This is a genomic window from Pseudomonas sp. P110(2024), assembly GCF_057480795.1.
The window spans coordinates 315,073-338,353 of the sequence record NZ_JBLIYT010000005.1 but is presented as its reverse complement, the minus strand read 5'-3'; the positions used below and the strand labels follow the sequence as shown (position 1 = coordinate 338,353).

1 protein-coding gene (cut by a window edge) is annotated in these 23,281 nt (G+C 68.5%); it reads left to right on the top strand.

Features of this window, described 5'->3' with window-relative positions:
- Window positions 1-33: 33 nt before the first annotated feature.
- On the top strand, window positions 34-23,281 hold the 5' portion of the coding sequence (locus AC25ND_RS10485; RefSeq protein ID WP_486976291.1) for a non-ribosomal peptide synthase/polyketide synthase. The gene runs 2,207 nt beyond the window's last position; only the first 23,248 of its 25,455 coding nucleotides appear in the window; the start codon lies at window positions 34-36; its stop codon lies off the right edge, out of view.

Below are 23,281 nucleotides of genomic sequence, written 5' to 3'. Positions count from 1 at the left end.
CATTTCCGACTGGCTAAAGCAGGATGCTTACCAATGCTCTTCAGCGAACTCATGGCAGCGCTCTCCACCCGTGCGATCCGACTCCAGCGCGAGGAGGCCGACCTGATCGTCGAAGGCGATGAAGACACGCTCGATGACGCCCTGTGGGACGCGTTGGCGGCCCACAAGCCGGCGCTCTTGCAGATGCTTGCCGGCCTGGATCATGGATGGTTGAGCCCGGCGTTGCGCATCACGCCCGAGATGCTGCCCCTGGCTGGTCTCGACCAGGCGGCCATCGACCGCATTGTTGCCACTGTGCCCGGCGGCGCGGCCAACCTGCAGGATATCTACCCGCTGGCGCCGCTGCAGGAGGGCATGCTCTACCACCACCTCACGGCGGCCGATGGCGACCCCTATGTGCTGCAGGCCCAACTGCGCTTCGCCAGCCCCGAGCGCCTGCAGGCGTTCGCCGAGGCCCTCGACTGGGTGATCCAGCGCCATGACATCCTGCGCACGGCGCTGGCCTGGGAATACCTCGACCAGCCGCTGCAGGTGGTGTGGCGCAAGGCGCCGCTGGTCTGCGAGGCCGTCGAGCTGAACGGCGACGAGGATGTAGGGTGCCAGTTGCGGGCGCGTTTCGACACTCATCACTACCGCATGGATCTGGGCCAGGCGCCGCTACTGCGCCTGGTGCATGCCCAGGCCCGCGACGGCGAGGTACTGGCCTTGCTGCTGTTCCATCACACCGTCATGGATCACACCGGGCTGGATATCGTGCGCCGCGAGATCCAGGCTTACCTGGCGGGTGAAGGTGAGCGACTGCCGGCCCCGGTGCCGTTCCGCGACCTGCTGGCCAGAAGTCGGCAGGCCCAGGATGAACAGGCCCATGAGGCCTTCTTCGGCGCCATGCTCGCCGATATCGACGAGCCGACCCTGGCCTTCGGTATCCAGGAGGTGGCCGGCCAGGCCATGGAGGAAGCCAGGCTGACCCTGGCTTCCAGCCTTAGCCAGCGCCTGCGGGCCCAGGCCCGGCTGCTCGGCGTGAGCCCGGCGAGCATCATGCACCTAGGGCTGGCGCGCCTGCTTGGGGCGCTGTCCGGACGCGAGTCGGTGGTGTTCGGCAGTGTGCTGCTCGGGCGTATGGCGGCGGGTGAAGGCGCTGAACAGGCCCTGGGCATGTTCATCAACACCTTGCCACTGCGCGTCGACCTGTGCGGGCAGGGTGTGCGTGAGGCGCTGTTGGTCACCCATCGACAACTGACGGCGTTGCTCGGCCATGAGCAGGCGCCCCTGGCCCTGGCCCAGCGCTGCAGCGGCGTGGTGGCGCCGACGCCGCTGTTCAACAGCATGCTCAACTACCGCCACAGTGCGGCGGGCGATGCGGCCGAGGTGATCGCGGTGGCGCCGGGCATCGATGTGGTGGGGGCCGAGGAGCGCACCAACTACCCCTTGAACCTGGCCGTCGACGACCTCGGCGAGGACCTGCGCCTGACGGTCCAAGCCCTTGCCGAGTGGGGCGCAGAGCGCTTGTGTGGGCAGTTGCGGCAGGTATTTGAAGGGGTGGTGGAAGCGCTCGAACAGCAGCCCGAGCGGCCATTGCTGGACCTGCCGGTGCTGACCGTCAAGGAACGCCATCACCTGCTGGTGGACTGCAATGACACGGCGGTCGACCATGACCTGGACCTGCCGCTGCACGCCCTGTTCGAACACCAGGCGCAGCTGCGCCCCGACGCCGTCGCGGTGGAGACCGATGGCGAGCGACTGAGCTATCGGCAACTCGACGAGCAGGCCAACCGCCTGGCCCACCATCTGATCGAACTCGGGGTCAAGCCCGACGACCGGGTGGCGATTTGCGTCGAACGCAGCGTTTCGATGGTGGTTGGCCTGCTGGCCATCCTCAAGGCCGGTGGCGCCTACGTGCCGCTCGACCCGGGTTACCCGGCCGGGCGTATCCGTCATATGCTCGAAGACAGCGCGCCATTGGCGGTGCTGGTCCACAGCGCTACCCGCGAGGTACCGGGCGAGGTGGCGGTGCCACGGATCGACCTCGACCAGCCGACCTGGGAAGCCTTGCCGGCCACCTGCCCACGGGTGACCGGGCTCACCCCACGGCACCTGGCCTATGTGATCTACACCTCTGGCTCCACCGGCATGCCAAAGGGGGTGATGGTCGAGCACCGCAGCGTGGTCAACCTGGTGCGCTGGGCCGCGGGGCTGTGCCCGACCCGCGCCGACGGCGCGCTGCTGCACAAGACGCCGATCAGTTTCGACGCCTCGGTGTGGGAGCTGTTCTGGCCGCTGGGCAGCGGGTTGCGTCTGGTGCTGGCGCGACCGGACGGCCAGCGCGACGCGGATTATGTCGCACGGGAGATCATTGAACGGCAGGTCAGCGTGGTGCAGTTCGTGCCGGCGCTGTTGCAGCAGTTCGTCGAGCAGACGCGCAGCGCGCAGTGCGCCAGCCTGACCGATATCGTCTGCGGTGGCGGTGAGCTGACCGAATCCCTGGCACGCCAGGTGCGCGAGCGCTTGCCTCAGGTGCGCCTGCACAACGTTTACGGACCCACCGAAACCACGGTCGACTGCACTGTCTTCACCCTGGAGCCAGGACAACCTGTGCCCCACGGCGCACTGCCGATCGGCCGGCCCATCGACAATACCCGTCTGTACGTCCTGGACGACGCCGACCAGCCACTGCCGTGGGGCGTGGCCGGGCACCTGCACATCAGTGGCGCGGGGGTGGCGCGGGGCTATCTGGGCCTGGCAGGGCAGCAGGCCGAGCGCTTTATCGACAGTCCGTTCGTCAAGGGTGAGCGCCTGTACCGCAGCGGTGACCTGGTGCGTCAGCGCGCGGACGGGAGCCTTGCGTTCCTTGGCCGTAACGACCACCAGATCAAGCTGCGCGGCCTGCGCATCGAACCGGGCGAGATCGAGGCCTGCCTGAACCGCCTGCCTGGCGTGCGCGAGGCGCTGGTGCTGGTTCACGAGCATCCGCACAGCGGCCCACGCCTGGTGGCCTACCACAGCGGTCAGGCCCAGGTCGCGCAAGACCTGCGTGAGCATCTGCTGGGCCAATTGCCCGAGTACATGGTGCCGGCGCTGTTCATTCACCTCGAGGCCATGCCGTTGACGCCCAATGGCAAGGTCGACCGCAAGGCCCTGCCGGCGCCCGAAGCACCGATGCGGCAGTACCAGGCTCCCGAGGGGCCGGTCGAGACCGCCCTGGCGGCGATCTGGACGGATCTGCTCGGTGTCGAGGCGGTGGGGCGTGACGACAACTTCTTTGAATTGGGCGGCCATTCGCTGCTGGCGGTGCGTTTGGTCGAACGCATGCGCCAGCAGGCGCTGCAAGCCGATGTGCGGGTGCTGTTCAGCCAGCCCACACTGGCGGCGCTGGCGGCGTCGGTGGGTGCTCGGGCGACTGTCGCCGTGCCGGCCAACCGCATCCCCGTCGATTGCACGCGGATCACTCCGGACATGCTGCCCCTGGCCAGCCTCGACCAGGACGCCATCGATGCGCTGGTGCGCCATATCCCCGGCGGCGTGGAAAATGTCCAGGACATCTACGGCCTGGCGCCGTTGCAGCAGGGCATTCTCTACCATCACCTGGCCAGCGAAGGCGCCGACCCCTACGTGGTGCAGGCGCGTTTCGCCTTTGCCGGTCAGGCCGAGCTGGACGCGTTCGTTGCGGCGCTGAACCAGGTCATCGCCCGCCACGATATCCTGCGCACCAGCCTGCACTGGCAGGGCCTGGACGAGGCGGTGCAGGTGGTCTGGCGCGAGGCGCCGCTGGTGCCGAGCCCGGCGCTGGAGACACTGCGGCTCGACCTGGGGCAGGCGCCACTGTTGCGCCTGAGCAGCCAGGTCCAGGCCGGTCACCTGGAGGCGACCCTGCTGCTGCACCATATCCTCCTCGACCACACTGCCGTGGAGCAGCTGGTGGCCGAAATCGGTACCTTGCTGCAAGGGCAGACGGCGCTGCCGGACAGCGTGCCGTACCGCAACTACGTGGCCCAGGCGCGTCTGGGCGCCGACCCGCAGGCCGACGAGGCGCTGTTCCGCGAGCTGCTGGGCGATATCGACGAACCGACCGAGGTGTTCGGTTTGCGCGAGGCCCAGGTCGATACGGGCCTGGTCAGTGAAAGCCGCCAGCCGCTGGAGCCGGAACTGGGGGCTCGTCTGCGTGGCCAGGCCAGGGCGCTCGGGGTCAGCGTCGCCAGCCTGGTGCACCAGGCCTGGGGCCAGGTGCTGGCGCAGTTGTCCGGCCGCGAGGACGTGGTGTTCGGCACCGTGCTGCTTGGCCGCCTGCTGGGCGGCGAGGGCGCCGACCGGGCGCTGGGCATGTTCATCAATACCTTGCCGCTGAGGGTCAGCGTGGGGGCTGCGGGCGTAGCCGACGGGGTCCGCCTGACCCATCAGCGCCTGGCGCGCCTGCTGGCGCACGAACAGGCGTCCCTGGCCCTGGCCCAGCGTTGCAGTGGCGTACCGGCGTCCCAGGCGCTGTTCACCAGCTTGCTGAACTATCGCCACAGTGCCGGTAAACCGGCCGAGGGGCCAGCTTGGGACGGGATCGAACTGCTGAGCGCGCAAGAGCGCAGCAACTATCCGCTGGTGGTCAGTGTCGACGATTACGGTAATGACTTCAGACTGACGGTGCAGGCCGTGGCCCCCGTGGACGGTGGCCGGGTCTGCCAGCTGCTGCGCATGGCGCTGTTGCAACTGGTCACGGCGTTGGAACAGACGCCGAGGAGCGCGCTGAACAGCCTCCATCGCCTGCCGGAAGCAGAGCGCGAACGCGTGCTGCGGCAGTTCAACGCCACGGCGCGTGAATATCCGCGTGAACTGGCCGTGCACCGATTGTTCGAGGCCCAGGCCGTGAATTCGCCGGATGCGCTGGCGGTGGTCCAGGGTCAGCGTCGATGGACCTTCGCCCAGCTCGAGGCCCAGGCCAATCGCCTGGCCTATTTCCTGCTCGAACAGGGCGTGCGGGCTGGCGATCGGGTGGCCTTGCTGCTGCCTCGTTCGTTCGATCTGCTGGCGGCCCAGCTGGCGGTGAGCAAATGCGCGGCGGTGTTCGTGCCGCTGGACGGCAACGCCCCGGCCGAGCGCCAGGCGTTCATGGTGGCCGACAGCCAGGCGCGGCTGGTGCTGACCCACAGCGACCAGCCGCAAGTGGAGGGCGCGCGCCGGGTCGAACTCGACCGCCTCGACCTGAGCGGTTACGCGGATGCGCCGTTGGGCCTGGCGGTGGACGCCGGCAGTGCGGCGTACATCATGTACACCTCCGGCTCCACCGGCACGCCGAAGGGCGTGCAGGTGCCGCACCGGGCCATCGTGCGCCTGGTGATCAACAACGGCTTTGCCGATTTCAACAGCCAGGACCGCGTGGCCTTCGCCTCCAACCCGGCGTTCGACGCCAGCACCCTGGAAGTCTGGGCGCCACTGCTCAACGGCGGCGCGGTGGTGGTGATCGACCAGGACACGGTCCTGTCGCGCCAGGGCCTGCGCGAAGTGCTGCTGGAGCAGGGCGTCACCGTGCTGTGGCTGACCGCCGGCCTGTTCCACCAGTTCGCCGACGACCTGCTGCCAGCGTTCCGAGCGCTTCGCTACCTGATGGTCGGTGGCGATGTGCTGGACCCGGCGGTGATCGCCCGGGTACTGCGCGATGGCGCGCCGCAACACCTGCTCAATGGCTACGGCCCGACCGAGGCCACTACTTTCAGCACCACCCACGAAATCACCGCGGTGGGCGAGGGCAGCATCCCGATTGGCAAGCCGATCGGTAACAGCCGCTGCTATGTGCTCGATGCCCGCCAGCAACTGCTGCCAGTGGGGGCGGTGGGCGAGTTGTATATCGCCGGTGACGGCGTGGCCCTGGGCTACCTAGGCCAGCCGGAACTGACGGCTGAGCGCTTCCTGCCCGATCCGTTCAACGGCGGCACGATGTACCGCAGCGGCGACCTGGTGAGCTGGCAGGCCGACGGTACCCTGCGTTACCTGGGCCGTGCCGACCAGCAGGTCAAGCTGCGTGGCTTCCGTATCGAACTGGGCGAGATCGAGGCGCGTCTGGGCGAGTGTCCGGGGGTTCGCGATGCCGCCGTGATCGTGCGGGAGGACGCGCCGGGCGATAAGCGCCTGGTGGCCTATTTCACTGGCCATCAGGCAATTGCCGAACTGCACCAGCAACTGCAAGGCCAACTGCCGGACTACATGTTGCCGTCGGCCTATGTGCGCCTGGATGCGCTGCCGCTGACCGCCAACGGCAAGCTCGACCGCCGCGCCTTGCCTCAGCCGGGCAGTGAGGCGCTGGTCAGCCGTGCCTTCGAGGCGCCGCAAGGTGAGATCGAAACCGCGCTGGCCGCGATCTGGGCCGAAGTGCTCAAGGTCGAGCAGGTTGGTCGCCATGACCACTTCTTCGAACTCGGTGGCCACTCGCTGCTGGCGGTGAGCCTGATCGAGCGCATGCGCAAGGCCGGGCTGAATGCCGACGTGCGCGTGCTGTTCGCCCAGCCGACCTTGGCCGCGTTGGCGGCGGCGGTGGGTTCGGGGCGTGAAGTGGCAGTGCCTGAGAACCGTGTGCCGCAAGGTGCGACGCAGATCACCCCGGACATGCTCAGCCTGATCGACCTGGACCAGGCCAGCATCGACCGTATCGTCGCCACCGTGCCGGGTGGTGCCGCCAACGTGCAGGAAATCTACCCGCTGGCGCCGTTGCAATCGGGCATTCTCTACCACCACCTTAGCGCCGAGCAGGGCGACCCGTACCTGCTGCAGTCGCGCCTGGCCTTCGACAGCCTGGAGCGGCTGCGTACCTGGGCCGAGGCCTTGCAACAGGTCATCGACCGCCACGACATCCTGCGCACCTCGGTGGTTTGGGAAGGGTTGGGCGAGCCGGTGCAGGTGGTCTGGCGCCAGGCCCAGCTGGCAGTCAGTGAGGTCACCGGACTGGGCGAAGCGGCGGTGATCGAGCAACTGCATGCCCGTTTCGATGCCCGTCAGCAGCGTCTGGACCTGACCCGGGCGCCCTTGCTGCGCCTGGTCTATGCCGAGGATCCGCGCCAGGGCGAGTGGGTAGCCCTGCTGCAGTTCCACCACCTGACCCTCGACCATGCCGCCATGGCCGTGGTCGGCGAGGAGATGCAGGCGCTGCTGGACGGACGTGGCACCACGCTGCATGCAGCGGTGCCGTATCGCAATTATGTCGCCCAGGTTTGCCTGGGCGATGATCAGGCCGGCCAAGAGGCGTTCTTCCGTGCGCAACTGGGTGATATCGACGAGCCGACCCTGCCGTATGGCCTGGCCGATGTGCAGGGGGACGGGGGGCAGGTCGAACATGCCGCGCTGCTGCTGCCGGCCACCCTGGCCCATGGGCTGCGTGAGCAAGCGCGGCAGCGCGGCGTCAGCGCCGCCAGCCTGGTTCACCTGGCCTGGGCTCGCGTGGTGGGCGTGCTGGCGGGGCGCGGTGACGTGGTGTTCGGCACCGTGCTGATGGGCCGCCTGCAAGCAGGCGAGGGCGCCGACCGGGCGCTCGGCATGTTTATCAACACCCTGCCATTGCGGGTGGATACCGCGTTGCCGGTGGACCAGGCGCTGCGCCTCACCCATAAGCGATTGTCGGCCCTGCTTGGTCACGAGCACGCGCCCCTGGCGCTGGCCCAGCGTTGCAGCGGCGTGGCTGCTTCGGCGCCATTGTTCAGTGCCTTGCTCAACTACCGCCACAGTACCGAGGGTGTCGCTCGCGACGGTGAGGGCATCTGGCAGGGCGTGCGCCTGCTGGGTGGCGAGGAGCGCAGCAACTACCCGCTGACCCTGAGCGTCGACGACCTGGGTGAGGGCTTCAGCTTGAGCGTGCTGGCCGCCGAAGGGCTGCCGGCGGCGCAGATCGGCGGCTGGATGGTCAATACTCTCGGCCAATTGGTGCAGGCCCTGCAGCAGTGCCCGGGGCAAGTGGTCGAAGCCTTGCCGATGCTGGATGACGAAGCTTCGCGCCAGGTGCTGGAGGACTTCAACGCAACAGCCGAGGCCTATTCGCAAGGGCAGACCGTGCATGCGCTGGTCGAGGCCCAAGCGCCTGAAGCATTGGCCGTTGTACAGGGTGAGTTGCGTCTGAGCTACGGCGAGCTCAACCAGCGTGCCAACCGCCTGGCTCATCACCTGATCGAGCGTGGCGTGGTCTTGGGCGACCGTGTGGCGCTGTGCCTGGAACGTGGTCCGCAACGGATGGTGGCGATGCTGGCCGTGCTCAAGGCCGGCGCGGCGTATGTGCCGGTCGATCCGGGTTATCCGTCGGAGCGGATTACCTATCTGCTCAGCGATAGTGCGCCGGCGCTGGTGCTGGTCGAATCGGCCACCGAAGCGTTGGCAGGGGATGTGGCCAAGGCTGTTCTGGATGCTGATGCCTGTGCCGACCAACCTGCCAGCAACCCAGTGGTTGTGGGGCTGGACGAGAATCAGCTGGCCTATGTGATCTACACCTCCGGCTCCACCGGCCAGCCCAAGGGGGTGATGGTCGAGCACCGCACCCTGGCCAACCTGATCCACTGGCATTGCCAGGCCTTCGATCTGGGCGCAGGCAGCCACACCTCCAGCGTCGCCGGCTTCGGCTTCGACGCCATGGCCTGGGAAGCCTGGCCGGCCCTGTGCACCGGGGCGGTGCTGCACCTGCCGCCGGCGTCCATCGGCGGCGAGCATGTCGATGAACTGCTCGACTGGTGGCTGGAGCAGCCGCTGCACGTGAGCTTCCTGCCGACACCGGTCGCCGAGCAGGCGCTACGCCGCGAACGCCAGCACCCGACCCTGCGCACGCTGCTGGTCGGCGGTGATCGCCTGCGCCAGTTCGACCGTGACCCGGGCTTTGCGCTGGTCAACAACTATGGCCCGACCGAAACCACCGTGGTGGCGACGTCGGGGCAACTGCAACCGGGCGGTGCGCTGCATATCGGCAAGCCGACCGCCAACACCCGCGTTTATGTGTTGGATGAGCAGCGCCAACCCGTACCGGTGGGTGTGATTGGCGAGTTGTACATCGGTGGTGCGCAGGTCGCCCGAGGTTACTTCAACCGTCCTGAACTGACCGCCGAGCGCTTTGTCGACGATCCGTTCAACGGCGGCCGGATGTACCGCACGGGCGATCTGGTGCGCTGGAATGCCGACGGCACGCTGGACTACCAGGGCCGCAATGACGACCAGGTGAAGATCCGTGGCGTGCGGGTCGAGCTGGGCGAGATCGAAGCCGCGCTGAAGGCTGAGCCGGGTATCGCGGATGCCGTGGTGCTGGTGCGCAACGAACGCCTGCTGGCCTGGTTCACAGCAACCGCCGTGGTCGATCTCGACACCCTGCGCCAAGGGCTGCAAACCCGCCTTCCGGGCCACTTGATACCGCAAGCCTTCGTGCACCTGGACGCGCTGCCGCTGACCCGCCACGGCAAGCTGGACCGCAAGGCGCTGCCGGACCCTGATCCTTCGGCGGTGGCACGCCAGGTCTATGTCGCCCCAATCGGCGCGACCGAGGAGGCGATGGCCGCGATCTGGGCTGAAGTCCTGGGCATCGAACAGGTCGGTCGCCACGACAACTTCTTCGAACTCGGCGGCCACTCGCTGCTGGCGGTAAGCCTCACCGCGCGCCTGCGCCAGGCCGGCCTGCAAGCCGACGTCCGTACCCTGTTCGGCCAGCCAACGGTAGCGGCGTTGGCGGCGACCCTGGGCCATGGCCGCCAGGTCGAGGTGCCGGCCAACCGGATTCCGGCCGGCTGCACCCGGATCACTCCGGACATGCTGCCACTGGTGGACCTCGAACCGGCCGCCATCGAGCGCATCGTCGCCACGGTGCCGGGCGGCGCGGCCAACGTGCAGGACATCTACCCACTGGCGCCGTTGCAGGAAGGCATCCTTTACCACCACCTCAGCTCGCCGGAGCACGATCCCTATGTGCTGCAGTCGCGCATGGCGTTCGACAGCCCGGCACGCCTGGAGGCGTTCGCCAGTGCCTTGCGCCAGGCCATCAGCCGTCATGACGTGCTGCGTACCGCCGTGCTCTGGGAAGGTCTGGCGCAACCGTTGCAGGTGGTCTGGCGCGAGGCGCCGCTGCTGGTCGCGCCGCTGGATGGGCAAGACCTGCAACGCCTCGACCTGGCCCGGGCACCGCTGATCCGCCTGCTGTATAGCGGCGTTACCGGCAGCGAGCGCATCGAGGCGCTATTGCAGTTCCACCATATTGTCCTCGATCACACCGCCCTGGAGATCATCGGCGCTGAGTTGCTGAGCTACTTGCAGGGCAGCGCCGCGCCGGTGCAGGCCCCGGTGCCTTATCGCAACTATGTGGCCCAGGCGCGCCAGGGCGTCAGCCAGGCCGAGCACGAGGCGTTCTTCCGTGCGCAACTGGGCGATATCGACGAGCCGACGCTGCCCTACGGCCTGAGCGATGTACAGGGCGACGGTCAGGCCGTCGAGGAAGCCTGGCTGTGGCTGGACGAAACCCTGGCCGCGCGGCTGCGGCAACAGGCCCGGCAGCTGGGCATCAGCCCCGCCAGCCTGTTCCACCTGGCCTTCGCCCGCCTGCTGGCTGCCGTCAGCGGCACCGATCGTGTGGTGTTCGGCACCGTGTTGCTGGGCCGCCTGGAGGCCGGCGAGGGCGCCGAGCGGGCCCTGGGCATGTTCATCAACACCTTGCCGCTGCGCCTGGACCTTGCAGGCCTCGACCTGCAGGACGCGTTACGCCTGACCCAGCAGCGCCTCAGTGCCTTGCTGGTGCATGAGCACGCGTCGCTGGCACTGGCCCAGCGTTGCAGTGGCGTGCCGGCCCCGGCGCCGCTGTTCAGCGCCATGCTCAACTACCGCCATGGCCAGGCGGCGAGCGAAGACCGGCGCCAGCAGTGGCAGGGCATCGAGTTCCTCGATGGCCAGGAGCGCAGCAACTATCCACTGAGCTTGAGCGTGGATGACATGGGGGAAGGCTTCCGTCTGGTGGCGATGACCCCGGCAAGCGTTGGCGCCCAGCGGATCTGCGGGCAAATGCGGCACGTGCTGCAGGGCATGGTCGAAGGTCTGGAGGCTCAGCCACGGCACGCGCTGCTGTCGGTCCCGGTATTGCCGGACGATGAGCGTGGGCATCTGTTGCAGGCCTGTAACGCGACGGCCCAGGCCGGTGATGTCGAACAGCCCGTCCAGGCATTGTTCGAGCAGCAGGTGGCGCGCGATCCCGAGGCGGTCGCGGTGCAGTCGGAGGAAGGACAACTGAGCTATCGCCAGCTCAACGCCGAGGCCAACCGCCTGGCCCACCACCTGATCGCGCTGGGCGTGCAGCCTGACGACCGGGTGGCGATCTGTGTCGAGCGCGGCCTGTCGCTGGTGGTCGGCCTGCTGGCCATCCTCAAGGCCGGCGGGGCCTATGTGCCGCTGGACCCGGATTACCCGGCAGATCGTATCGGCCACATGCTCGCCGACAGTCAGCCGCGAGTGCTGCTGGTGCAACGAGGCACGCGGACGCTGGTCGGCGAAGCGGCGTTGCCGCAGGTCGATCTCGATCAACCGAGCTGGGCCGGACAGCCGGACAGCGACCCGCGGGTGCCCGGGCTTAACGGCGCGCACCTGGCCTATGTGATCTACACCTCTGGTTCCACCGGCCTGCCCAAGGGGGTGATGGTCGAGCACCGCAACCTGGCCAACCTGGTGCACTGGAGTGCGCGCCGGTTCCCGGCCGGCGGCGCGGTGCTGCACAAGACCCCGGTGAGCTTCGACGCCTCGGTGTGGGAGCTGTTCTGGCCGCTGTGCAGCGGGCTGCGCCTGGTGCTGGCCAAGCCGGATGGCCAGCGCGACCCGCAGTACCTGGCCGGGCTGATCCGCCAGCAGCAGGTCGGCGTGGTGCAATTCGTGCCCGCATTGTTGCAGCAGTTCCTCGACCAGGACGACAGCGCCGCCTGCGCCAGCCTGACCGATATCGTCTGCGGCGGCGGCGAGTTGACCGAGGCATTGGCCCGGCAGGTTCGCCAGCGTTTGCCGCAAGTGCGCCTGCACAACGTCTACGGCCCCACCGAAACCACGGTCGACTGCAGCGTCTGGACCCTGGAAACCGGACAACCGATTCCATTTGGCGCGTTGCCGATTGGCCACCCCATCGACAACACCTGCCTGTACGTCCTCGATGCCCACGACCAGCCGGTACCCTGGGGCGTCGCCGGCCAGCTGCATATCGGCGGCGCCGGGGTGGCGCGTGGCTACCTGGGGTTGCCGGAGCAACAGGCCGAACGCTTCATCGCCAGCCCGTTCGTCGAGGGTGAGCGCCTGTACCGCAGCGGCGACCTGGTACGCCAGGCAGCCGATGGCAGCCTGACGTTCCTGGGTCGCACCGACCACCAGATCAAGCTGCGCGGGCTGCGCATCGAGCCGGGCGAGATCGAGGCCTGCCTGAACCGCTTGGCCGGCGTGCGTGAGGCCCTGGTGCTGGTCCAGCGGCATCCACACGGCGGTGATCGCCTGGTCGCCTACCACCGTGGCGAGCCGCAGTCGACCGACGCGCTGCGTCAGGCATTGCTGGCGCGGTTGCCGGAGTACATGGTGCCGGCGCTGTTCATCCACCTCGACAGCTGGCCGCTGACCCCCAACGGCAAGCTCGACCGCAAGGCGCTGCCGTTGCCGGACCTGCAGGCGCGCCAGTACGAGGCGCCACAGGGCGAGACCGAGGTGCTGCTGGCCGAGATCTGGTCGCAACTGCTGGGCGTGGAGCGGGTAGGGCGACACGACAACTTCTTCGAACTGGGCGGTCACTCGCTGCTGGCCGTAACCTTGACCGCGCGCCTGCGACAGGCCGGCCTGCAGGTGGATGTACGCACCCTGTTCGGCCAGCCGAGCGTGGCAGCGCTGGCGGCCACCCTGGGCCAGGGTGGCGCGGTGACAGTGCCGGCCAACCGGTTCCCGGCGGGCTGCACCCAGATCACCCCGGACATGCTGCCGCTGGTGAGCCTGGATCCGGCCGCCATCGAGCGTATCGCCGCCGCAGTGCCGGGTGGTGCGGCCAATGTCCAGGATATCTACCCCCTGGCGCCGTTGCAGGAGGGCATCCTCTACCTGCACTTGAGCGCCGTGGGCGCCGATCCCTATGCCCTGCGCGCGCGGCTGCGCTTCGACAGCCCGGCGCGTCTGCAGGCGTTCGCCCAGGCCCTGGAGCAGGTCATCGCCCGGCATGACATCCTGCGCACCGCAGTGCTCTGGGACGGTCTGGCGCAACCGGTGCAGGTGGTCTGGCGCCAGGCGCCGCTGCAATTGGCGCCGCTCGACGACGCCCACCTGGCGCGCCTGGACCTTGGTCAGGCGCCGCTGATCCGCCTGCTGCACCGCACCGAGCCGGGCAGCCAGCGGGTCGAGGCGGTGCTGCAGTTCCACCATATCGTGCTCGACCATATCGCCATGCAGGCGGTGCAGGCCGAACTGCGCAGCTACCTGCTGGGGCAGAGCGAGCCGTTGCCGGCCTCGGTACCGTACCGCAACTATGTGGCCCAGGCGCGCCTTGGCGTCAGCGAGGCCGAGCACGAGGCGTTCTTCCGCGACCGCCTGGGCGATATCGACGAGCCGAGCCTGCCGTTCGGCCTGCGCGAGGTGCAAGGCGATGGCCGCGCCCTCGATGAGGCCGAGGTAGCGTTCGAGGGCGCCCGCTATGCTCGCCTGCGCGACCAGGCTCGACAGCTGGGGGTGAGCACCGCAAGCCTGGTGCACCTGGCCTGGGCTCGCCTGCTGGCGGTGGCCTGCGGCAAGGGCCGCGTGGTGTTCGGCACCGTGTTGCTGGGCCGCCTGCAGGGCGGCGAGGGCAGCGAGCGGGCACTGGGCATGTTCATCAACACCCTGCCGTTGCGGGTCGAGCTGGACGGGTTGGGCGTGCGCGACGGCGTGCTGGCCACCCACCGCGAGCTGTCGGCGCTGCTGGTCCACGAGCACGCCTCGCTGGCCCTGGCCCAGCGCTGCAGCCAGGTGGCCGCGCCGCTGCCGCTGTTCAGCGCCATGCTCAACTACCGCCAGAGCACCCGCGCCGCGCCGCAGCCACAGGCCTGGGAGGGGATCGAGACCCTGGGCAGCGAAGGGCGCACCAACTACCCGCTGAGCCTGAACGTCGATGACTTCGGCGATGGCCTGCGCCTGGGCGTGCAGGTGTCGGCCCAGGTGGGCGCGCAGCGGGTCTGCGCGCAGATGCTGCAGGTGCTCGACGGCCTGTTGCTGGCGCTTGAGCAACAGCCGCAGCAGGCGCTGAACCGGTTGCCGGTGCTCAATGCCGAGGCGCGGCGCCAGGTGCTGGTCGATTTCAACGACACGGCGGTGGCGTACGACCTGGAGCAGACCCTGCACGGCATGATCGAGGCCCAGGTGCGACGCACGCCGCAGGCCATTGCGGTGAAGTCCGAGGAAGGCGAGCTGACCTATCGCCAGCTCGACGAGCAGGCCAACCGCCTGGCCCATCACCTGATTGCGCTGGGGTTAAAACCCGACGATCGCGTGGCGATCTGCGTCGAACGCGGCCTGTCGATGGTGGTCGGCTTGCTGGCCATCCTCAAGGCCGGCGGCGCCTACGTCCCGGTCGACCCGGACTATCCGGCCGAGCGCATCCGTCACATGCTCGATGACAGCGCGCCGCGGGCGGTTTTGGTGCACGGCGCCACCCGCGACGTGCCGCAGGCGAGTCGGGCGACGTTGATCGACCTCGACCGGCCAACCTGGCAGGCGCAGCCGGCGCAGGCCCCACAGGTGCCCGGGCTGACCCCGCGACACCTGGCCTATGTGATCTACACCTCCGGCTCCACCGGCCTGCCCAAGGGCGTGATGAACGAGCACGCCGGGGTGGTCAACCGCCTGCTGTGGATGCAGGACGCCTACCGGCTGGGCGCCGGTGACGTGGTGTTGCAGAAAACCCCGTTCAGCTTCGACGTATCGGTGTGGGAGTTCCTCTGGCCGCTGCAGACCGGCGCCCGTCTGGTGATGGCACGCCCTGGAGGACATCGTGACCCCGAGTACCTGCGCGAGGTTATCCGTGAAGAGCAGGTCAGCACCTTGCACTTCGTGCCGTCGATGCTCGATGTGTTCCTCGCCCATGGCCAAGTCCTGCCGCACCAGCTCAAGCGCGTGCTGTGCAGCGGCGAGGCCTTGCCCGGCAGCCTGGTACGGCGTTTCCACGCACAGCTGCCGACGGTCGAGCTGCACAACCTGTACGGCCCGACCGAGGCGGCGGTGGATGTCACCGCCTGGCACTGCGTGACGGCACCGGACAACACGCCGATCGGCAAGCCGATCGCCAATACCGCGCTGTACGTCCTGGACGCCCAGGGCGAGCCGGTACCGGTGGGCGTGGCCGGCGAGCTGTATATCGGTGGCGTGCAGGTGGCGCGGGGGTATCTCAACCGCGAGCAACTGACCGCCGAACGCTTCCTCGATGATCCGTTCTCGCTCAAGACCGGTGGCCGGATGTACCGTACCGGCGACCTGGCCCGCTACCTGGCCGATGGCAACCTGGAGTACCTCGGGCGCAACGACGACCAGGTGAAGATCCGCGGCCTGCGCATCGAGCTGGGCGAAATCCAGGCCTGCCTGACCCGTATCGAAGGGGTCAAGGAGGCGGTGGTGCTGGCCCGCGAGCAGCGCCTGGTGGCGTACTACACCGGTGCCCGGCAGGCGCCGGACACGCTGCGCGCAGCGCTGCTGGGCCAGTTGCCGGAGTTCATGGTGCCGGCTTCGTTCACCTACCTCGAGGCGCTGCCGCTGAGCCCCAACGGCAAGCTCGACCGCAAGGCGCTGCCACAGCCGGAAACCACGCAGCAGGTCTACGAGGCGCCGCAAGGCGAAGTCGAGACCCTGCTGGCGCAGCTGTGGAGCGAACTGCTGGGCGTGGACCGGGTCGGTCGTCATGACAACTTCTTCGAGCTCGGCGGCCACTCGCTGCTGGCCGTGACCCTGACCGCGCGCATGCGCCAGGCCGGCCTCGCGGCGGATGTGCGGGTACTGTTCGGCCAGCCGAGCCTGGCCGCGCTGGCGGCGGCGGTGGGCGGCGAGGTGACGCTGGAGGTGCCGGCCAACCGTATCCCGGCGGGCTGCACACGCATCAGCCCCGACATGCTGCCGTTGGCGACGGTGGAGCAGGCCGCGCTCGACAGCCTGGTGCAGAGAATCCCCGGCGGCGCGGCCAACATCCAGGACCTGTACGCCCTGGCGCCGTTGCAGCAGGGCATTCTCTACCACCACCTGGCCAGCGCCGACGTCGACCCCTACGTACTGCAACTGAACTTCGCCTTCGCCGGCCAGACCGAGCTGGAGGCCTTCGTCGCGGCGCTGAACCAGGTCATCGCCCGCCACGACATCCTGCGCACCAGCGTGCACTGGCAGGGGCTCGACGAAGCGGTGCAGGTGGTCTGGCGCGAGGCGCGCCTGGACCTTGAGCCGGCACTGGACAGCCCGCGCCTGGACCTGGGCCGCGCACCATTGATGCACCTGAGCCGCCAGGTGGAAAAGGGCCGCTTGCAGGCGACCCTGCTGCTGCACCATATCCTCCTCGACCACGCCGCCATGGAGCTGCTGGTGGCCGAGGTCGGCGACGCGCTGCTGGGGCGCATGCCCGAGGGTGACAGCGTCCCTTACCGCAACTATGTGGCCCAGGCTCGCCTGCGCGACGACAGCCAGGCGCAGGAGGCACTGTTCCGCGAACTGCTGGGCGATATCGACGAGCCGACCGAAGTGTTCGGCCTGCGCGGGGCGCGGGGCGACGGCAGCCACGTGCTCGACCACCGCGAGCGCCTGGATGAGCCACTGGCCTTGCGCCTGCGTCAGCAGGCACGGTTGCTGGGCATCAGCGTCGCCAGCCTGGTGCACCAGGCCTGGGGGCAGGTGCTGGCGCAACTGTCCGGCCGCGAGGAAGTGGTGTTCGGCACCGTGCTGCTCGGTCGCCTGCAGGGCGGCGAGGGCGCCGAGCGCGCGTTGGGCATGTTCATCAACACCTTGCCATTGAGGGTCAGCGTGGGCGGGATGGACGTGGTCGACGGCGTGCGCCTGACCCATCAGCGTCTGGCGCGTCTGCTGGCCCACGAGCAGGCGTCCCTGGCCCTGGCTCAGCGTTGCAGCGGTGTGCCGGCCTCCCAGGCGCTGTTCACCAGCCTGCTCAACTACCGCCACAGCGCGGCGACCGGGGCGCAGCGCGCACAGGCTTGGCAGGGCATCGAACTGCTGGCCGCCCATGAGCGCAGCAACTACCCGCTGGTGGTCAGCGTCGACGACCTGGGTGACGGTTTCATCCTGACCGTGCAGGCGGTGCCGCAAGTGGAGGGGGCACTGGTCTGCCAGCTGCTGCAGACGGCCCTGGCGCGGTTGGCCGATACCCTGGCGGACACGCCGGCGGCGCCGTTGAACGGTATCAACGCCTTGCCGGACGCCGAGCGCGAGCGCGTGGCGCGGCAGTTCAACGCGACCCGTCGCGACTATCCCCGCGACCTGCCCGTGCATGCCCTGTTCGAGGCGCAGGCCAAGGCCTGCCCGGATACGCTGGCGGTGGCCCATGGCACGCGGCGCTGGAGCTACCAGGCGCTCGACCGGCAGGCCAACCGGCTGGGCGGGTACCTGCTGGAGCAGGGCGTACAAGCGGGTGACCGGGTAGCCTTGCTGCTGCCACGTTCGTTCGACCTGCTGGCGGCCCAGCTGGCGGTGAGCAAATGCGCGGCGGTGTTCGTGCCGCTGGACGGCAACGCCCCGGCCGAGCGCCAGACGTTCATGGTGGCCGACAGCCAGGCGCGACTGCTGTTGACCCACAGCGACCAGCCGCAAGTGGAGGGCGCGCGCCGGGTCGAACTCGACCGCCTCGACCTGAGCGGATATACCGATGCGCCGCTGGGCCTGGCGGTGGACGCCGGCAGCGCGGCGTACATCATGTACACCTCTGGCTCCACCGGCACGCCGAAGGGCGTGCAGGTGCCGCACCGGGCCATCGTGCGCCTGGTGATCAACAACGGCTTTGCCGATTTCAACAGCCAGGACCGCGTGGCCTTCGCCTCCAACCCGGCGTTCGACGCCAGTACCCTGGAAGTCTGGGCGCCACTGCTCAACGGCGGCGCGGTGGTGGTGATCGACCAGGACACGGTCCTGTCGCGCCAGGGCCTGCGCGAAGTGCTGCTGGAGCAGGGCGTCACCGTGCTGTGGCTGACCGCCGGCCTGTTCCACCAGTTCGCCGACGACCTGCTGCCAGCGTTCCGAGCGCTTCGCTACCTGATGGTCGGTGGCGATGTGCTGGACCCGGCGGTGATCGCCCGGGTACTGCGCGATGGCGCGCCGCAACACCTGCTCAATGGCTACGGCCCGACCGAGGCCACTACTTTCAGCACCACCCACGAAATCACCGCGGTGGGCGAGGGCAGCATCCCGATTGGCAAGCCGATCGGTAACAGCCACTGCTATGTGCTCGATGCCCGCCAGCAACTGCTGCCAGTGGGGGCGGTGGGCGAGTTGTATATCGCCGGTGACGGCGTGGCCCTGGGCTACCTGGGCCAGCCGGAACTGACGGCTGAGCGCTTCCTGCCTGATCCGTTCAACGGCGGCACGATGTACCGCAGCGGCGACCTGGTGAGTTGGCAGGCCGACGGTACCCTGCGTTACCTGGGCCGTGCCGACCAGCAGGTCAAGCTGCGTGGCTTCCGTATCGAACTGGGCGAGATCGAGGCGCGTCTGGGCGAGTGTCCGGGGGTTCGCGATGCCGCCGTGATCGTGCGGGAGGACGCGCCGGGCGATAAGCGCCTGGTGGCCTATTTCACTGGCCATCAGGCAATTGCCGAACTGCACCAGCAACTGCAAGGCCAACTGCCGGACTACATGTTGCCGTCGGCCTATGTACAGCTGGATGCGCTGCCGCTGACCGCCAACGGCAAGCTTGACCGCCGCGCCTTGCCGCAGCCGGGCAGCGAGGCGCTGGTCAGCCGTGCCTTCGAGGCGCCGCAAGGTGAGATCGAAACCGCGTTGGCCGCGATCTGGGCCGAGGTGCTCAAGGTCGAGCAGGTTGGTCGCCATGACCACTTCTTCGAACTCGGTGGCCACTCGCTGCTGGCGGTGAACCTGATCGAGCGTATGCGCAAGGCCGGGCTGGATGCCGACGTGCGCGTGCTGTTCGCCCAGCCGACCTTGGCCGCGTTGGCGGCGGCGGTGGGTTCGGGGCGTGAAGTGGCAGTGCCTGAGAACCGTGTGCCGCAAGGTGCGACGCAGATCACCCCGGACATGCTCAGCCTGATCGAGTTGGACCAGGCCAGCATCGACCGCATCGTCGCCACCGTGCCGGGTGGTGCCGCCAACGTGCAGGAAATCTACCCGCTGGCGCCGCTTCAGGAAGGCATCCTCTACCATCACCTCAGTGCTGAGCAGGGCGACCCATACCTGCTGCAGACCCGCTTGGCCTTCGACAGCCAGGATCGCTTGCAGGCCTGTGCCGAGGCCTTGCAACAGGTCATCGACCGCCACGACATCCTGCGCACCTCGGTGGTCTGGGAAGGGCTGGGCGAGCCGGTGCAGGTGGTCTGGCGCCAGGCCCAGCTTGCAGTCAACGAAGTCACCGGGCTCGGCGAAGAGGCGGTGATCGAGCGGTTGCACGCGCACTTCGATGCCCGCCTGCAACGCCTGGACCTGACCCAGGCGCCGCTGCTGCGCCTGACGTACGCCTTGGACCCGGCCCTGCAGCGGGTGGTGGCCGTCCTGCACTTCCACCACCTGGCCCTGGACCACACGGCGATGGAGGTGATCGTCCACGAGCTGCAGGCGATTCTCTCCGGTCGCCAGCACCTGTTGAGCGCGCCCGTGCCGTACCGCACCTACGTGGCCCAGGTACGCCTGGGCGCCGCCGAGGCGGGGCACGAGGCGTTCTTCCGCGACATGCTCGGCGATGTCGACGAGCCCACCCTGCCGATGGGCCTGGCCGATGTGCAGGGCGACGGGCGCGATATCGAGGAGTCGCGCCTGCCGCTGGATCCGGCCTTGTCGCGCCGGGTGCGCGAGCAGGCAAGGGCCCTTGGGGTCAGCGCCGCGAGCCTGATGCACCTGGCCTGGGCACGCGTGGTGGGTGTGCTGGCGGGGCGTCGCGACGTGGTGTTCGGCACCGTGCTGATGGGCCGCCTGCAAGGCGGCGAGGGCGCCGACCGGGCGCTGGGGGTGTTCATCAACACCTTGCCGCTGCGCTTCGACACCGCCAAGGGCACCCGCGCCGCGGTGCAGGCCACCCACCAGCGGCTGTCGGCGCTGCTCGGGCATGAGCATGCGTCGTTGGCGCTGGCCCAGCGTTGCAGTGGCGTGCCGGCCTCGGCGCCGCTGTTCAGTGCCTTGCTCAACTACCGCCACAGCCCGACGGATACGCTCGGTGTGGATGCCGCAAGCTTCCAGGGCATGCATCAGCTGGGTGGTGAAGAACGCAGCAACTACCCGTTGACGCTGAGCGTGGACGACCACGGGGAAGGCTTCAGCCTCAGCGTGCTGGCCCAGCTGGGGATCGGTGCCGAACGGGTCGCAGGTTGGATGACCGCCGCCGTGAGCCAGTTGATCCAGGCGTTGGAGCAGGGTGGCGCGGCGCAGGTCGACAGGCTGCCCATCCTCGACGTTACGCAGCGAAGCCAGGTTCTCGAAGGTTTCAATCCCACGGACATGGACTACCCACAAGGGCAGACCGTGCACGCGCTGGTCGAGGCCCAAGCGCCTGAAGCATTGGCCGTTGTACACGGTGAGTTGCGTCTGAGCTACGGCGAGCTCAACCAGCGTGCCAACCGCCTGGCTCATCACCTGATCGAGCGTGGCGTGGTCTTGGGCGACCGTGTGGCGCTGTGCCTGGAACGTGGTCCGCAACGGATGGTGGCGATGCTGGCCGTGCTCAAGGCCGGCGCGGCGTATGTGCCGGTCGATCCGGGCTATCCGGCGCAGCGGATTGCCTATCTGCTCAGCGACAGCGCGCCAGCGCTGGTGCTGGTCGAATCGACCACCGAAGCGTTGGTCGGCGATGTAGCTAAAGTCTTGATGGATGGCGATGACTGGCTCGACCAGGCGGCCAGCAACCCTGTGGTTGCAGGGCTGGACGCGCATCAGTTGGCCTATGTCATCTACACCTCCGGCTCCACCGGCCAGCCCAAGGGGGTGATGGTCGAGCACCGCACCCTGGCCAACCTGATCCACTGGCATTGCCAGGCCTTCGATCTGGGCGCAGGCAGCCACACCTCCAGCGTTGCCGGCTTCGGCTTCGACGCCATGGCCTGGGAAGCCTGGCCGGCCCTGTGCGCCGGGGCGGTGCTGCACCTGCCGTCGGCGTCCATCGGCGGCGAGCATGTCGATGAACTGCTCGACTGGTGGCTGGAGCAGCCGCTGCACGTGAGCTTCCTGCCGACACCGGTCGCCGAGCAGGCGCTGCGCCGCGAACGCCAGCACCCGACCCTGCGCACGCTGCTGGTCGGCGGTGATCGCCTGCGCCAGTTCGACCGTGATCCGGGCTTTGCGCTGGTCAACAACTATGGCCCGACCGAAACCACCGTGGTGGCGACGTCGGGGCAACTGCAACCGGGCGGTGCGCTGCATATCGGCAAGCCGACCGCCAACACCCGCGTTTATGTGTTGGATGAGCAGCGCCAGCCTGTACCGGTGGGTGTGATTGGCGAGTTGTACATCGGTGGTGCGCAGGTCGCCCGAGGTTACCTCAACCGTCCTGAACTGACCGCCGAGCGTTTCCTCGACGATCCGTTCAACGGCGGCCGGATGTACCGCACGGGCGATCTGGTGCGCTGGAATGCCGACGGCACGCTGGACTACCAGGGCCGCAATGACGACCAGGTGAAGATCCGTGGCGTGCGGGTCGAGCTGGGCGAGATCGAAGCCGCGCTGAAGGCTGAGCCGGGTATCGCGGATGCCGTGGTACTGGTGCGCAACGAACACCTGCTGGCCTGGTTCACAGCAACCGCCGTGGTCGATCTCGACACCCTGCGCCAAGGGCTGCAAACCCGCCTTCCGGGCCACTTGATACCGCAAGCCTTCGTGCACCTGGACGCGCTGCCGCTGACCCGCCACGGCAAGCTGGACCGCAAGGCGCTGCCGGACCCTGATCCTTCGGCGGTGGCACGCCAGGTCTATGTCGCCCCAATCGACGCGACCGAGGAGGCGATGGCCGCGATCTGGGCTGAAGTCCTGGGCATCGAACAGGTCGGTCGCCACGACAACTTCTTCGAACTCGGCGGCCACTCGCTGCTGGCGGTAAGCCTCACCGCGCGCCTGCGCCAGGCCGGCCTGCAGGCCGACGTGCGCACGTTGTTCGGCCAGCCAACGGTAGCGGCGTTGGCGGCGACCCTGGGCCATGGCCGCCAGGTCGAGGTGCCGGCCAACCGGATCCCGGCCGGCTGCACCCGGATCACTCCGGACATGCTGCCACTGGTGGACCTTGAACCGGCTGCCATCGAGCGCATCGTCGCCACGGTGCCGGGCGGCGCGGCCAACGTGCAGGACATCTACCCGCTGGCGCCGTTGCAGGAAGGCATCCTTTACCACCACCTCAGCTCGCCGGAGCACGATCCCTATGTGCTGCAGTCGCGCATGGCCTTCACCAGCCGTGACCGGCTGTACGCCTTCGTCGATGCGCTGGGCAAGGTCATCGCCCGTCATGACGTGCTGCGTACTTCAGTGCTGTGGGACGGCCTGCCGCAGGCATTGCAAGTGGTCTGGCGCCAGGCTGACCTGGCGTTGCTCGAGGTGGCTGAAGAGGCAGCGGTGCCCCACGCTTTGGCCCTGGATCAGGCGCCACTGGTGCGCCTGTACCACTGGCCGGACGCGCAGGGCGCCGGACGGCAGGCTGTGCTGCAGTTCCACCATATCGTCCTCGACCATACCGCGCTGGATGTGCTCGGCCGGGAACTGGTCGGTTATCTGCAAGGTGCGTCGGTGCCCGCCGAACAGGGCGCGCCGTACCGCAACTACGTGGCCCAGGCGCGGCTGGGCGTCAGCCAGGCCGAGCACGAGGCGTTCTTCCGCGAGCAGTTGGGGGATATCGACGAGCCGACCCTGCCGTTCGGCCTGAGTGATGTGCAGGTCGATGGGCTCGGTATCGAAGAGGCCCAGCTGTGGCTGGACGAACCCCTGGCCACCGCTCTGCGTCAGCAGGCCCGGCAGCTGGGCATCAGCGTCGCCAGCCTGTTCCACCTGGCCTACGCCCGCTTGCTGGCCGCCGCCAGCGACCGTGACAGCGTGGTATTCGGCACCGTGCTGCTCGGTCGCCTGGAAGGCGGCGCGGGAGCGGACCAGGCGCTGGGCATGTTCATCAACACCTTGCCGCTGCGCCTGGACCTTG